This window comes from Prauserella halophila (genome assembly GCF_024171895.1).
GTDB classification, from domain to species: Bacteria; Actinomycetota; Actinomycetes; order Mycobacteriales; family Pseudonocardiaceae; genus Prauserella; species Prauserella halophila.
This window is the reverse complement of sequence record NZ_JAMTCQ010000008.1, coordinates 301,723-316,299: the sequence shown is the minus strand read 5'-3', so window position 1 is coordinate 316,299 and position 14,577 is coordinate 301,723. Positions and strand designations below refer to the sequence as shown.

At 69.8% G+C, this 14,577-nt stretch carries 12 protein-coding genes and 1 pseudogene; 4 read left to right on the top strand and 9 right to left on the bottom strand.

From position 1 onward, the window contains the following. Positions 1-44 precede the first annotated feature (44 nt). Together gcl and LY41_RS01695 are read left to right on the top strand one after the other, a co-directional pair. A complete protein-coding gene (gene gcl / locus LY41_RS01700; RefSeq protein ID WP_253862029.1) occupies positions 45-1,832 on the top strand; it encodes a glyoxylate carboligase in 1,788 nt (595 codons plus the stop codon). Between the two features lie 5 nt (positions 1,833-1,837). Next, complete coding sequence (locus LY41_RS01695) at positions 1,838-3,097, top strand: glycerate kinase (protein WP_253862028.1); 1,260 nt, start codon at positions 1,838-1,840, stop codon at positions 3,095-3,097. Between the two features lie 80 nt (positions 3,098-3,177). On the opposite strand, the gene bcp is transcribed toward LY41_RS01695, so the two are convergent. From bcp to LY41_RS01680, 3 genes are all read right to left on the bottom strand, one after another. Then, positions 3,178-3,642 carry a thioredoxin-dependent thiol peroxidase gene (gene bcp / locus LY41_RS01690; protein ID WP_253862027.1) on the bottom strand — a complete coding sequence of 155 codons (465 nt, stop codon included), beginning with the start codon at positions 3,640-3,642 and terminating at the stop codon, positions 3,178-3,180. Positions 3,643-3,818: 176 nt separating this feature from the next. After that, the gene (locus LY41_RS01685) at positions 3,819-4,445 is read right to left on the bottom strand and encodes a TetR/AcrR family transcriptional regulator (RefSeq protein WP_253862026.1); all 627 of its coding nucleotides are present in this window, start codon (positions 4,443-4,445) and stop codon (positions 3,819-3,821) included. A gap of 28 nt (positions 4,446-4,473) precedes the next feature. Beyond that, complete coding sequence (locus LY41_RS01680; protein WP_253862025.1) at positions 4,474-6,156, bottom strand: GMC oxidoreductase; 1,683 nt, start codon at positions 6,154-6,156, stop codon at positions 4,474-4,476. 166 nt (positions 6,157-6,322) lie between these two features. Here LY41_RS01680 and LY41_RS01675 point away from each other — a divergent pair, with 166 nt between their 5' ends. Continuing rightward, positions 6,323-7,132 carry a siderophore-interacting protein gene (locus LY41_RS01675; RefSeq protein ID WP_253862024.1) on the top strand — a complete coding sequence of 270 codons (810 nt, stop codon included), beginning with the start codon at positions 6,323-6,325 and terminating at the stop codon, positions 7,130-7,132. A 108-nt stretch (positions 7,133-7,240) separates the two neighbouring features. Further along, positions 7,241-7,792 (top strand): isochorismatase family protein, encoded by a 552-nt coding sequence (locus tag LY41_RS01670; protein WP_253862023.1) that lies wholly within the window; start codon positions 7,241-7,243, stop codon positions 7,790-7,792. A 59-nt stretch (positions 7,793-7,851) separates the two neighbouring features. On the opposite strand, the gene LY41_RS01665 is transcribed toward LY41_RS01670, so the two are convergent. From LY41_RS01665 to LY41_RS01640, 6 genes and pseudogenes are all read right to left on the bottom strand, one after another. Next, positions 7,852-8,850: a TIGR03842 family LLM class F420-dependent oxidoreductase gene (locus LY41_RS01665; RefSeq protein WP_253862022.1), complete on the bottom strand. Its 999-nt coding sequence runs from the start codon at positions 8,848-8,850 to the stop codon at positions 7,852-7,854. Between the two features lie 12 nt (positions 8,851-8,862). Continuing rightward, on the bottom strand, positions 8,863-10,260 hold the full coding sequence (hydA, locus tag LY41_RS01660; RefSeq protein ID WP_253862021.1) for a dihydropyrimidinase: 1,398 nt from the start codon (positions 10,258-10,260) through the stop codon (positions 8,863-8,865). A 13-nt stretch (positions 10,261-10,273) separates the two neighbouring features. Continuing rightward, on the bottom strand, positions 10,274-11,116 hold the full coding sequence (locus LY41_RS01655) for a nitrilase-related carbon-nitrogen hydrolase (RefSeq protein WP_253862020.1): 843 nt from the start codon (positions 11,114-11,116) through the stop codon (positions 10,274-10,276). Continuing rightward, a complete protein-coding gene (locus LY41_RS01650; RefSeq protein ID WP_253862019.1) occupies positions 11,067-12,665 on the bottom strand; it encodes an NCS1 family nucleobase:cation symporter-1 in 1,599 nt (532 codons plus the stop codon). Before LY41_RS01650 ends, LY41_RS01655 begins: the two co-directional genes overlap by 50 nt. Before the next feature lie 353 nt (positions 12,666-13,018). Beyond that, positions 13,019-13,420: an SSI family serine proteinase inhibitor gene (locus LY41_RS01645; RefSeq protein WP_253862018.1), complete on the bottom strand. Its 402-nt coding sequence runs from the start codon at positions 13,418-13,420 to the stop codon at positions 13,019-13,021. A gap of 193 nt (positions 13,421-13,613) precedes the next feature. Beyond that, positions 13,614-14,557: pseudogene (locus tag LY41_RS01640) on the bottom strand (IS481 family transposase); the annotation flags it as partial. Between the last annotated feature and the right edge of the window lie 20 nt (positions 14,558-14,577).

Here is a 14,577-nt window from a genome sequence, read left to right as displayed (position 1 = left end):
CGATCCACATCCCAGCAGACGTCCCACAGAGAAGGAGGCGCGCGATGACACGCATGCGCGCAGTTGATGCGATAGCGCTCATCCTCGAGAAGGAGGGCGCTGTGGAGACCTTCGGGCTGCCCGGTGCGGCGATCAACCCGCTGTACTCGGCGATGAAGGCCCGCGGAGGGATCCGCCACACGCTGGCGCGCCATGTGGAGGGCGCCTCCCACATGGCCGACGGCTACACCCGTGCGGCCCCGGGCAACATCGGGGTCTGCATCGGCACCTCGGGCCCGGCGGGCACCGACATGATCACCGGCCTCTACGCCGCCCAGGCCGACTCCCAGCCCATCCTGTGCATCACCGGCCAGGCGCCGGTGGCGGTGCTGGACAAGGAGGACTTCCAGGCGGTGGGCATCTCCGCCATCGCCGAGCCGGTGACGAAGATGGCCAAGACGGTGCTCGAGTCCGCCCAGGTTCCGGGGACCTTTCAGAAGGCCTTCCAGCTGATGCGGTCCTCGCGGCCGGGGCCGGTGCTCATCGACCTGCCGCTGGACGTGCAGCAGGCCGAGATCGAGTTCGACATCGACACCTACGAGCCGCTGCCGGTGACGCCGCCGCGGGCCACCGAGGCCCAGGCGGAGAAGATCCTGGACATGCTCGCGGAGGCCGAGCGCCCGCTGATCGTCGCCGGCGGGGGCGTGCTCAACGCCGACGCGGCCGACGAGCTGGTCGAACTCGCCGAACTGCTGGACATCCCGGTCTCGCCCACCCTGATGGGCTGGGGCGCCATCCCGGACGACCATCCGCTGATGGCCGGCATGGTCGGCATCCAGACCCACACCCGCTACGGCAACGCCACGTTCCTCGACTCCGACGTGGTGCTGGGCCTGGGCAACCGGTGGGCCAACCGGCACACCGGCGATCTGGAGACCTACCGGTCTGGCCGGCGCTTCATCCACGTCGACATCGAGCCCACCCAGATCGGCCGGGTCTTCGCGCCCGACTACTCGGTGGTCTCGGACGCGGGCGCCGCGCTGGAGGCGCTGCTGACGGCCGCGCGCCGGCGGGCCGACAGCGGGCAGGGCCTCGGATTCGCCGGCTGGGCTCGCCAATGCGCCGCACGCAAGGGCACCCTGCATCGCAAGACGCACTTCGACGACGTCCCGATCAAGCCGCAGCGCGTCTACCAGGAGATGAACGCGGCCTTCGGCCGGGAGGTCACCTACGTGACCACGATCGGGCTCAGCCAGATCGCCGGTGCGCAGATGCTGCACGCTTACCGGCCGAGGTCCTGGATCAACGCCGGTCAGGCGGGCCCGCTGGGATGGACCGGGCCTGCGGCGCTCGGCGTGGCCCGCGCCCTGCCGGACACGACCGTGGTCGCACTCTCCGGCGATTACGACTTCCAGTTCATGGTCGAGGAGCTCGCCGTCGGCGCCCAGCACCGGATCCCGTACGTCCACGTCGTGGTCAACAACTCGTACCTGGGGCTGATCCGCCAGGCCCAGCGCGGCTTCGACATGGACTTCGAGGTCTCCCTCGCCTTCGACAACATCAACGCGACCGGTGACAGTGCCGGTTACGGGGTCGACCATGTCGCCGTTGCCGAAGGCCTCGGCTGCCAGGCCGTCCGCGTCGAGGCCCCGGAGAAGATCCGCGGGGCTCTCGAGGACGCGGCGCGCCGGGCCGAGGCGAACCGGGTGCCGGTCGTCGTCGAGGTGATCCTCGAGCGGGTCACCAACGTCTCGATGGGCACCTCGCTGAGCGCGATCAACGAGTTCGAGCCGATGGCCGAGCGCCCTGAGGACGCCCCCACGGCGCTGACCGCGCTCGCCGTGCCGGAGTGACGGCGATGGCGGGCACGGCCTCGACCGGAGGCCCACCGGGCACCGTGGTGATCGCTCCGGACACGTTCAAGGGTTCCCTCTCCGCCCGGGACGTGGCCGGGGCCGTGGCGTCCGGGATGCGTCGCGTTGCTCCGTCCGCCCGGTTGGTGCAGGTCCCGATGGCCGACGGGGGAGAGGGCACGCTCGAGGCCGTGACCGCGGACGGGGAAGTGGACTGGAACATCGAGGTCCACCGGGTCACCGGCCCGGACGGGAGACCGGTCCCGGCACGGTGGGGTACCCGTGCCGGGACCCGGGGCACGCTCGCGGTCGTGGAGCTGGCCGAGGCCTCCGGACTCGGCGACATGGCCGCGGGCGCGGACCCCATGCTGGCCACCAGCCGTGGCACCGGCGAACTCGTGCGGGCGGCTCTGGACCACGGAGCGGGGACCATCGTGCTGGCGCTGGGCGGGAGCGCCTGCAGTGACGGAGGTGCGGGGCTGCTGTCCGCGCTCGGAGCCCGGCTGCTCGACGCCTCCGGGCGGCCCGTCCCGGAGGGTGCGGCAGGGCTGAACGACCTCGCCGAGGCGGATCTGCGGGAGCTGGATCCCCGGCTGGGGCAGACGCGGATCGTCATCGCCGCCGATGTGGACTCACCGCTGGTCGGTCCCGGCGGGGCCGTGGAGGTCTTCGGTCCCCAGAAGGGACTCGACGCGCGGCAGGTGCGGCAGACCTCGGAAGCGTTGCGCCGGGCCGTACCGGTCCTGGCCGCGGGCGCGCAACGGTGCGGGGGAGCGGCCTGGTCCGAGCGGGTCGTCCGTGCCGCGGATCAACCGGGCGCGGGCGCGGCAGGCGGCGTCGGCTTCGCCGCACTGGGCCTGCTCGAGGCGGTCCGCAGACCGGGTGTGGAGGTCGTCATGGAGCTCGTGGGCCTCGGGGAGAAGATCGCGGCCGCGGACCTGGTGGTCACCGGGGAAGGCAGCCTGGACACCCAGTCGCTGGCCGGCAAGGTCCCGGTCGGGGTCGCCGGGTGCGCCGCTCGTCACGGCGTCCCGGTGGTAGCGGTGTGCGGGCGCAACGGTCTGGACCTGCGGCAGCAGGCGGCCGCGGGGATCGACCGGGTCCGGGCGCTGAGCGACCTGGCCGCCGACGAGACGGAGTCGATGACCAGGGCCCGTGAGCTGCTGGACGACGTGGGCTGTCGCATCGTCGCGGACCGCATCGTCGCGGACCGCGCCGCCGCGGCGGCGTCGGCGCCGAGCTGCGGCTGCACCGGGCGAACCTAGCGACGACGGGGTCCCGACCGGGTTCGGTCGGGACCCCGTCGTCCGTATGTGCCCGTTCGGGCGTCCGTCCGGGCGTCCGTTCAGAGTCCCAGCGTGCGCCGCAGCTCGGCGACGTGTCCCTGTGCGTCGACCTCGTAGGCGACGTGCGTGAGGGTGCCGTCGGGATCGAGGACGAACGTGGAACGCAGGGTGCCTTCCACGGTGCGGTCGCCGAGCGTCTTCGTGCCGTAGGTGCCGTAGGCGCGGGCCACGGACTGGTCGGGGTCGGAGAGCAACGGGAACGTGAGCGCCTGGTCGTCGATGAACGTCCGCAGCGCCTCGGGCTCGTCGGGCGAGATGCCGACGACGGCGTAACCGGCGGCCTCCAGGGACGCCAGATTGTCGCGGAAGTCGCAGGCCTCGGTGGTGCAGCCCGGGGTGGCGGCCTTGGGGTAGAAGTACACGATCAGGTGCCGGCCTGCGTAGTCGGCCGAGCTGACCTGCCGGTGCCGGGCGTCGCTCAGGGTGAAGGCGGGGGCCGGTCGGCCGGCTTGCAGTCGAGTCATGGGGCACTCCTCGTCCGGCGAAAGATGACACCTCACCCTATCGCATAGCAGAAGAAGTTATCCACGATGCGAACTTCCGATGATGGACGCCAACAGACTTCCGATGCTGGACGTCGACAGCTCGGGGCCAGGGGGCACGCCTCGGCCCCGGCATGGGACGCGTGCGGACGGCCGCTCTACTCGGATTGATGGCGGGCGCGGGGGATGACGTCTGCGACGAGGGTGTAGAGCACCTGCGAGAGCACGGTGTGCACCTGGCTGCGGTTGAGTGTCCCGCGGTCGAGCCATTCGCGGCTGGCGGCTTTGACCATGCCCCCGTAGGTACGGACCAGTGCGATCAGCTGCTCCCAGCGTTCGTCCCCGCGGTCGAATCCCATCGCCTCGAGTACCAGGCCGGCCGCGTCGCGGTCGGCCTCGTCGAGGATGCGCTCGACCTCCTCGTCGCGGCCGATGCCTTCCGGGGTGATCGCGGCGAGCCACATCTTCTGCTGTTTGCCGACCATGTCGAGGAACCAGTCGACGGCCGCGTCGGTGCGCTCGGCGAGGGAGCCGTCGGGCAAGGTGGCCGCGGCCGACGGCGACAGGGTCAGTGCCCGCCGGACGACGGCGAGGTACAGCTCGCGTTTCGTGCCGAAATAGTGGTTGATCAGCCCGCGGGCGACACCGGCGCGTGCCGCGATGTCGGCGGTGGACACGGCGGCATACGGTCGTTCGCCGAACAGCTCGGCGGCGCAGGTGAAGATCTGCTCCCTGCGTTCGTCGGGCTCGAGCCTGCGCCACTTCGGCGCGGATCCGGCGGTCATGCGGAGCAGTTTCGCATGCGTGCCGACATCACGCCGGTGACAGGGGGAGCCGCAGCGCACCCGGCGCCGCCTCGGGGACGACCGGGTTCTCCGGGGACACCGCCCGGACGCGGCGGTAGTCGGAGCCGAGTGCGGGCCGCGGATCGGGCTCGCCCTTGTTGGGCCACAGTGCCATCGCCCGCTCGGCCTGTGCGGTGATGGTCAACGACGGGTTCACACCGAGGTTCGCCGAGATCGCCGAACCGTCCACGACGTGCAGTCCCTCGTACCCGTAGAGACGCTGGTAGGGATCGACGACACCGGTCTCCGCGGAGTCGCCGATGGTGCAGCCGCCGATGAAGTGCCCGGTCAGTGGGACGTCGGCCAGGTCGTTCCAACCGCCACCGGCCAGTCCGTCGATCTTGTCGGCCACGCGCCGGGTGACGTCGTGGCCCGCGGGGATCCAGGTCGGATTGGGCTCGCCGACGCCCGGTTTCGTTCTGAGCCTGCCGCGCCTGGTGTAGGTGGTGACCGAGTTGTCGAGGGTCTGCATCACCAGCAGCGCGATCGTCTGCTCCGACCAGCGTTTCGGATTGTGCAGTTTCGGCAGGTCCCGCCGCCGGCGCCACATCTCCTTCAGCCCGAGCAGCCAGCGAGGCCTGCCGGGCTTCGGGTCGACGAGTACCGCACCGAGCAGGGCGAGGAGGTTGCTGCCCTTGCCGTAGCGCACGGGTTCGACGTGCGTCGCCTCGTCGGGGTGGATCGACGAGGTGATGGCGACGCCGCGGTGGTACTCGGTGCCCTCCCGGAGGGAGCGGGCGGCGAGGATCGCCTCCGAGTTGGTGCGCGCCAGTACTCCGAGCCGCTCCGACAGCCGCGGCAGAACGCCGTGGTCGCGCATGCGGTGCAGCAGGCGCTGCGTGCCGAGGGCGGCCGCCGAGAAGACGACCTGTTCGGCGCAGAGTGTCCGCTTCTGCCACGGCTTCCCGGTGGCGGCGGTCTCGACGGCGTAGCCGCCGCCGGACAGGGGCCGCACCGCGGTGACGGTGGTGAGCGGGTGGATCCGGGCGCCCGCCCGTTCGGCCAGGTACAGATAGTTCTTGACGGTCGTGTTCTTGGCGTTGTGGCGGCAGCCGGTCATGCACTCGCCGCAGTGGGTGCACGTGCGGCGGCGCGGACCGGTGCCGCCGAAGTACGGATCGGGAACGGTCACGCCGCGTTCCGCGCTCTCGTCACCGAAGAACACGCCGACCGGCGCGGGGCCGTAGGTGTCGCCGATGCCCATGTCGTCGGCGACCGAGCGCACGACCTCGTCGGCGGACGTCGTGCACGGATAGGTGGCGACCCCGAGCATGCGGCGCGCCTGGTCGTAGTACGGCTCGAGCTCTGCTTTCCAGTCGGTGATGTGGGCCCACTGCGGATCGGCGTAGAAGGTGTCGGGTGGTTGGTAGAGCGTGTTGGCGTAGACCAGCGACCCGCCGCCGACACCCGCGCCGGAGAGGACCAGCGCCTCCGTGAGCGGTGTGATGCGCAGAATGCCTGTGCAGCCCAGCGCGGGCGCGAACACGTAGTCGCGGAGTCGCCACGACGTCCGGGGCAGTTCGTGGTCGGCGAATCGGCGGCCCTGTTCGAGAACGCCGACCGAATAGCCCTTCTCCGTCAGTCTGAGAGCACTCACGCTGCCGCCGAAGCCGGAGCCGATGACCAGGACGTCGTAGTCGAACTGCGTCATGAGCACCACGCTCGCCGCTTGTTGGCGAAGTGTCAAGAGGAGTCCCGCGGCCGGGTGCCTGCTGCGGTCGAGGTGCCGACTCGTCGGTCGGGGCCGTGAGTGCATCCGGGTGAATGTAAGGGTAGCCTTACTCGCGAGGGAACGGCGCGAGGTGAGGAGTGCACGGATGGCCGACAAGCGAGGTCGCAGCAGGCCGGTGATGCGGGCCGCGGTGCGGCGCACCGAACGCCTGACCCCACACCTGATCCGCGTCGTCTGCGGGGGCGACGGCCTCGCGGCGTTCGCGCCGAACACGTGCACCGACAGCTACGTCAAAGTCCTGTTCGCCCCGGACGGCGTGACCTACCCGGACCCGCTCGACCTGGCGGATCTTCCCGCGGAGCAGCGGCCCCGGATGCGGACCTACACCGTCCGTGGCTTCGACCCCGACGCGCGCGAACTCGTTCTCGACTTCGTTCACCACGGCGATCGCGGGCTGGCGGGCCCGTGGGCCGCGCAGTTGGAGGCGGGTGACGAGGTGCAGCTGGTCGGCCCCGGCGGCAGCTACGCGCCGTCCGGCGATGCGGACTGGCACCTGCTCGTCGGCGACGAGAGTGCACTGCCCGCCATCGCGAACGCGCTGGAGGCGATGCCGGACGGCGCCGACGTCCGGGTGTTCGTATTGGTCGAGGACGAGCGTGAACACCTGCCGCTCGTCACGAAGGCCGACGCGCAGGTGCAGTGGCTGCACCGCTCCCGCGCCGACGACCTCGTCGCCGCGGTGCGCGCACTCGAGTTCCCCGCGGGCGAGGTGCAGGCGTTCGTCCACGGCGAGGCGGGTTTCGTACGCGAACTGCGCCGGTACCTGCTGCGCGAACGCGGCGTCGAGCGCGATCGGGTGTCGATCTCCGGATACTGGCGCCGCGGCGCGGACGACGAGACGTGGCGCGAGGAGAAGGCCGCCGAACGTGCGGCCGAGGAGACCGTGAACAGCTGACTCGCCGGAACTGTCGGTGGTCGTACGTAGGGTTCGGCAGGCGGGTCCGTCCGGTGGTGCCGACGGGCCGTGGGACGACGCAAGGAGACAGACGACGCGAGGAGACACATGACGGTCCTGGACGGCCGGCCCCACACCGCACTGATGGTCGTCGACGTGCAGAACGCGGTGGTCGACGAGGCGTATCGGCGGGACGCCGTGGTGGCCACCATCGGAGCGCTGGTCGATCGTGCGCGGCGCGCCGGCGTGCCGGTCGTATGGGTGCGGCATGCGGACGAGGAACTCGTCGAAGGCAGCCCCGGCTGGCAGATCGTGCCGGAACTGCAGCCTGCGGGCGGGGAAGCGGTCGTGGGCAAGAACTACGGTGACGCCTTCGAGGACACGGATCTGGAATCGGTCCTCGCGGCACGCGGCGCAGGCACGTTGGTGGTGACGGGTGCGGAGACGGACGCGTGCATCCGGTCGACGTTGCACGGGGCGTTCACCCGGGGCTACGACGTCACGCTCGTCGGCGATGCCCACACCGCAGGCGACCGGTCCGTGTGGGGCGTCCCTCCGCCCGAGGCGGTCATCGCCCACACGAACCTGTACTGGAGCTTCCACGCTGCGCCGGGCAGGACGGCGACCACGGTCCCGGCAGCTCAGGTGACCTTCGGCTGAGGTGAGTGGCGGTCGAGGGTGCTCCGGCGCCGGTTCCGCCGCCGGAGCACCCTCGACGGTCACGACGCCAGCTTGCGGATGACGTCCCGGCCGTAGGCGCGGAGCGTCTCCTCGCGCCGGTCGTGCATGAGATAGAGGGCGAACTGGTCGACACCCAGTTCGGCCAGCTCTTCCAGCCGCCGCACATGCGCCTCGGCGGGGCCGGTCAGGCAGAATCGGTCGACGATCTCGTCGGGGACGAACTCCGTCGACGGGTTGCCCGCACGGCCGTGGTGGGAGTAGTCGTATCCTTCCCGCGCCGCGATGTACTCGGTCAGCTCGCGCGGCACCGGCCCGGAATCGCCGTAACGGGCGACGAGGTCGGCCACGTGGTTGCCGACCATGCCGCCGAACCACCGCAGCTGTTCGCGCTGATGCGCCACGTTGTCGCCGACGTACGCCGGTGCTGCGACACAGATCGTGATGCCGCCCGGATCACGGCCCGCGGCGCTCGCCGCCTCACGCACCGCGCCGATCGTCCACCGTGCGATCGCCGGGTCCGCACACTGCAGGATGAAACCGTCGGCGTGCTCGCCGACCGTCCTGAGTGCCTTCGGGCCGTAGCCGCCCATCCACATCTCGAGCCGGCCGCCCGACACCCACGGCATGCGCACGGCGGTGTCGTGCAGCCGCGCCTCCCGGCCCTCGGCCAGATCCTTCACGGTGGTCATGCAGTCCCGCAGCGTGGCCAGTGTGGACGGTGGTTTGCCGATCACACGGTGCGCCGAATCGCCGCGGCCGATGCCGCACACCGTGCGGTTGCCGTACATCTCGTTGAGCGTCGCGAACAGTGAGGCCAGCACCGACCAGTCGCGCGTGCCGGGGCTGGTCACCATCGGCCCGACCGTCATCGACGACGTCGCGGCCAGGATCTGCGAGTAGATGACGAACGGTTCCTGCCACAGCACGACCGAGTCGAACGTCCACCCGTAGCGGAAGCCCTCGTCCTCGGCCAGGCTCGCCAGCCGCACGACGTCCCGCGCGGGCGGGTCGGTCTGGAGCACCACTCCGAAATCCACACCCGGCTCCTCTCAATTCAGGTACTGGCACAGGTCGCGTTCGAGGAACCGGCCGTGTCCCGCTCGGCCGTGGTAGGTCCCGCGGTCGACCACGACGCTGCCGCGGGAGAGCACGGTCTCGCACCGGCCCGTGACGGTCATGCCCTCGTAGGCCGAGTAGTCGACGTTCATGTGATGCGTCTCGGCCGAGATCGTCTGCTCGGCGGCCGGGTCGTAGATGACGATGTCGGCATCGGCGCCCGGCGCGATCACGCCCTTGCGGGGATACAACCCGAACATCCGGGCGGGTGTCGTCGAGCACGCCTCCACCCAGCGGGCGAGTGAGATCTCGCCGGCGAGCACGCCCTGATGCAGCAGGTCGATCCGATGCTCGACACCGGGCATACCGTTCGGGATCTTGGTGAAGTCGCCGCGTCCGAGCTCCTTCTGGTCCTTGAAGCAGAACGGGCAGTGGTCGGTGGAGACGACCGACAGATCGTTGGTGCGCAGACCTCGCCACAGGTCGGGCTGGTGGTGCTTCTCGCGCAGTGGGGGAGAGGCGACGTACTTGGCGCCCTCGAAGTCGGGCTTCGCGAGGTCGTCGATGGACAGGTAGAGATACTGCGGGCACGTCTCGGCGAAGACGTTCTGCCCCTCGTCGCGGGCCTCCGCCACGGCCGAGAGCGCCTGTGCAGCCGACAGGTGCACGATGTACAGCGGCGATCCGGTGACCCGGGCCAGGGTGATCGCGCGCGAGGTCGCCTCACCTTCCAGTTCCGGAGGTCGGGTAGCACCGTGCTGGTACGGCCCGCTCCTGCCCTCGGCGATCGCGCGGGCGACGAGTTCGTCGATCGCGATGCCGTTCTCGGCGTGCATGGCGATCGTGCCGCCGATGTCGGCAGCCTTGTTCATGGCGCGCAGGATCTCGCCGTCGGTGGAGTAGAAGACCCCGGGGTAGGCCATGAACATCTTGAAGCTGCTCACCCCGGCGGCCACACACGATTCCATCTCTTTGAGCGTCGCGTCGTTGACGTCGGAGACGATCATGTGGAAGCCGTAGTCGATGGCGCAGTCGCCCTCGGCCTTCTCGTGCCACGTGTCCAGTGTGGACAACAGGGAACTGCCCTTGGGCTGGACGGCGAAGTCGATGATCGTCGTCGTGCCGCCCCATGCGGCGGCCCGCGTTCCCGTCTCGAACGTGTCGGCCGAGAACGTGCCGCCGAACGGCATCTCCATGTGCGTGTGGGCGTCGATCCCGCCCGGCATGACGTACTTGCCCGCGGCGTCGAACTCGGTGTCGAACACCGCGTTCTGCCCGGCCAGCAGGCCGGGTGCGGTCACGGCGGCGATCGTCTCGCCGTCGACCAGGACGTCGGCGGTCACCGCACCGGTCGTGCTGAGCACGGTGCCGTTCTTGATCAGGGTTCTCATCGGATCGGCCTCCTCAGGGGGTCACCAGTGAGTCGTACGAGTCGGGCCTGCGGTCGCGGTAGAAGGCCCACAGGTTGCGCACCTCGGCGAGCTCGGTCAGGTCGAGGTCGTGTACCACGACCTCGTCGTCGGTGTCCGAGGCCGCGTCGCCGATCAGCTGGCCGCGTGGATCGGCGAAATAGGATTGGCCGTAGAAGTCGTTGTCTCCCAACGGCTCCACGCCCACCCGGTTGATCGCGCCGACGTAGTACTCGTTGGCCACGGCCGCGGCGGGCTGTTCGAGGCGCCAGAGGTGCTGCGACAGGCCGCGGCTCGTGGCCGAGGGGTTGAACACGATCTTCGCGCCCGCCAGGCCGAGCGCGCGCCACCCCTCGGGGAAGTGCCGGTCGTAACAGATGTAGACGCCGATCCGGCCCACCGCGGTGTCGAACACCGGATAGCCCGTGTTGCCGGGCCGGAAGTAGAACTTCTCCCAGAAGCCCTTCAACTGCGGAATGTGGTTCTTGCGGTACTTGCCCAGGTAGGTGCCGTCGGCGTCGATCACCGCGGCCGTGTTGTACAACAGGCCCGGCTGTTCCTGCTCGTACATCGGTGCGACGACCACGATGCCGTGCCGCTGCGCGACCTCCTGCATGAGCCGGGTCGTCGGACCGTCGGGGACGGTCTCGGTGTAGGAGTAGTACTCGGTGTCCTGTACCTGGCAGAAGTAGGGCCCGTAGAACAGTTCCTCCAGGCACACGACCTGTGCGCCCTGCGAGGCCGCCGAGGCGATGGCGTCGACGGAGGCCTGGATCATCGAATCCTTGTCACCGGTCCACCGCTGTTGGACCAGGGCGGCCCTCACCACTTCGTTCACCTGTCTCCTCCTCCGGAATCGGGTTGTGCGACGTGGGGTTGTTCGACGCTCCGCCGGGCAGCGAGAGCGCGAGGAACACCAGGAACGCGACCACGAGGCCGACGACCCAGCTGTAGTCGTACAGGGGTTGGAGCCACGGGATGAGCCCGTCGGCCGGGAACGGCCCCTCACCCGGCGCGGAGTACGCACCGCCGACGGCGAACACCGCGCCGACGACCGTCGCCACCAGGGCGCGCCAGTTCCAGCCACCCGTGAACCAGTAGCGCCCGCGGCCGTCGGCGAACAGGTCGGTCAGCGACAGCGTTCGGCGCGCCTGCACCCAGTAGCCCGCGGCGAGCACGCCCGCGATCGTCGCGAGCACGCCGCCGTAGAAGCCCAGCCAGGCGTAGATGTAGATGTTCGGGTCGGAGATGAGCCGCCACGGCTGGATCACGATGCCGATGACACCGGTGATCAGACCGCCCGTGCGGAAACTGATCCTGCGCGGGAACGCGTTGGAGAAGTCGTAGGAGGGGCTGACCGTGTTCGCCGCCAGGTTGGTGGTGACGGTGGCGAGCACGATGCCGGCCAGTGCGGCGATCACGACGACCGGAGAGTCGAAGCGGCTGGCCAGCTCGACCGGATCCCAGATGGCCTCGCCGTAGACCACCATGCCGCCCGAGGTGATCATGATCGACATGATCGCGATGAACGACATCGTGGTCGGCAGGCCGAGGATCTGGCCCCACGCCTGTTTGCGCTGGCCCTGGCCGAACCGGGTGAAGTCCGGCATGTTCAGCGACAGCGTGGCCCAGAACGCGATCATTCCGGTCAGCGACGGCGCGAACACGCCCCAGAACTCCGCGCCCCAGCCCAGTTGTGACTCCTGCGAGAAGATCGGGCCGAAGCCGCCCGCCTTGATGAGGATCCAGATCAGCAGGATCACGAAACCGACCGTGACCAGTGGTGCGGCCCAGCTCTCGAGCCGTTTGACGGCCTCCATGCCACGCCAGATGATGGCCATCTGCAGCGCCCAGAACGCCGCGAAACACAGCCACAGGGTCCACGGCTGGTCGTAGAACTCGGCCGCACCCGTCCAGGCGTCACCGAACAGTTCGCCGAGGATGACGAAGACGGCCTGCCCTCCGACCCAGGTCTGGATGCCGAACCAGCCGCAGGCCACGAGCCCGCGCAGCAGCGCGGCGAGGTTGGCGCCGCGAATGCCGAAGAAAGCCCTGGCGAAAACGGGGAACGGAATCCCGTACTTCGTTCCCGCGTGGCTGTTGAGCAGCATCGGCAACAGGACGATCACGTTGGCGATCGCGATCGTCATGAAGGCCTGCACCCAGTTCATGCCGATGGCGATCAGGCCGGACGCGAGTAGATAGGACGGAAGGTTGAAGGCCATTCCGTTCCACAGCGCGAAGTAGTTGTAGGTGGTCCAGGTTCGTCGCTCGACGGGTACCGGGGCTAGTTCGTCGTTGAAGAACCGGCTTCCGTGAAGTGACGACGCATCGCGTAGTTCCACCCGGCCGTCCGGGTGCCGGAATTGTGCGGTCGTCGACGCCATTGGCGCATCGTGCGCGCCGCGGCGCGGCGGCCGGGATTGGCAGAGTGTTCAAAGATGCGGGGTCGCGGCGACAGAATGTCGATTGCGCGCGGCGGGGAAACATCGCCGGTGCCACGCGTGAAACCTCGGCGAAACCCGATGTCCCGGGTCCGAGTGTGACCGAGGCGGTCGAGGCGGAGGGGTGGCTGTGGGATACGTGACGGCCGGGTCGTGCGGAGTCCGGACTCTGCGGGGTCCGGCTGTGCGAGTCAGGCTGTGCGATTCAGGCTGTGCGATTCAGGCTGTGCGGAGTCCGGACTGCACGGGGTCCGGGCTGCACGGCCCGGCCGGTGATCTCATGCGGGCTGCGTGCCTCAGAACCCGAACACACCGCCGGATTCGGCGTCGGCGAGGCAGCTGTTGTTGTAGGTCGTGGTGAAGTGCACCGGTTCGCCTCGCCAGTGCCCGTGTGCGGAGGCGCGCACGGGCGCATAGATCATCGGGCAGAGGTCGCCGTGGCTGTCGGAGCCCAGTGCGGCCGGCTGTCCGCCCACCTCGTCGAGGCTCTCGCACGCCTGGGCGCCGGTCGGGTGCGAGCCTCCCGCCGGGTCGCAGTGCAGCTGGGTGAAGGCGATGGTGCCGTCGCTGTGCTGCAGCGACAGGGCCAGGGACGATTCCGGCGGCGCGGCGGTCGCCTGCCCGCCCAGCGAGAGCACGGCGAGCGTGCACGCGGCGACGGTCACGGTCCGGGACAAACGGGCGCTGAACGTACGCATGCCCTGACTATCGGCAGGTCCGGGGGCTCGACTGTGCTACTCCGTCGAGTGGTCGTTATCGCCCGATAGGGCTATGCGTGTCTGCCGGCGCAGCTACTGGCCGAGATCATCGACCGCGTGCCGACCGGTCACCGGTGCGCCGGGACCACCACTGCTGGCGTGCCTGATGTGCCCTGGGGGGGGGTGATTCGGGGAGGTTGGTGACGCGGTTGGCTGGTGGGGCTCTGTGGATTGCGGTGTGGGGTCGGTGGAAGTTGTACCAGTCGAGCCAGTCGTCGAAGGCTTGCTGGCGTTCGTTTTCGGATTGATAGGGCTGTTGGTAGGCCCATTCGTCGAGCAGGGTGCGGTGGTAGCGCTCCACTTTCCGTTTGTTTGTGGGCGCCAGGGGCGGGTGAACCGTCGGGCGATGCCCAGGTCGGCGCAGGCTTGTTGCCAAGTGTTTTTGCGGTAGGACCAGGCATTGTCGGTGAGCACTCGCTCGATGGTCACGCCGTGGCCGGTGAACCAGGCCTGCGCCCGGCGTAGGAAGTCGGCGCAGGTCGCGGCTTTCTCGTCGGCCAGGGTCTCGGTGTAGGCCAGTCGGGAGTGGTCATCGAGTGCGGTGTGCAGGAACAGATACCCACCACCGCAGGCGCGGGCTTGGTTGCCGCGACCGGCGGCGCGTCCCAGGACGCGATGGCCGCCGCCCCGGGGAATCCGACCTAGCTTTTTCACGTCGACGTGGACGAGCTCGCCGGGGCGGCGGCGTTCGTAGCGGCGCACCGGTTCGCCGGTGGCCCGGTCGCACGCGGCCAGACTCGGGCGGTGGTGGCGGCCCAAGACCTGGTGCACGGTCGAGGCAGCGACCGGTACCCGACCGGCGATGCGCAGCGGCCCGATCTTGTGCTCGTCACGAAGCCGCAGGACCTCGTGCTCGACTACCTGACCGGTGCGTTGCGGGCTGTGGTGCGGACGGCTGGAGCGATCGTCCAAAGCCTGCTCGCCGTCGTGGCGGTAGCGGCCGGCCCAGCGGGCCGCGGTCGTGTGGGCGACCTGGAACCGCTCGGCCGCGCGGCGCACGGGCCAGCCGTCCTCGACAACGCACTGGGCCAGCCGCAGCCGTCCGGTCGGGGTCAGCGGAGCGCTACGGTGGACCACCAGAGGGCCTCCTCGGATCG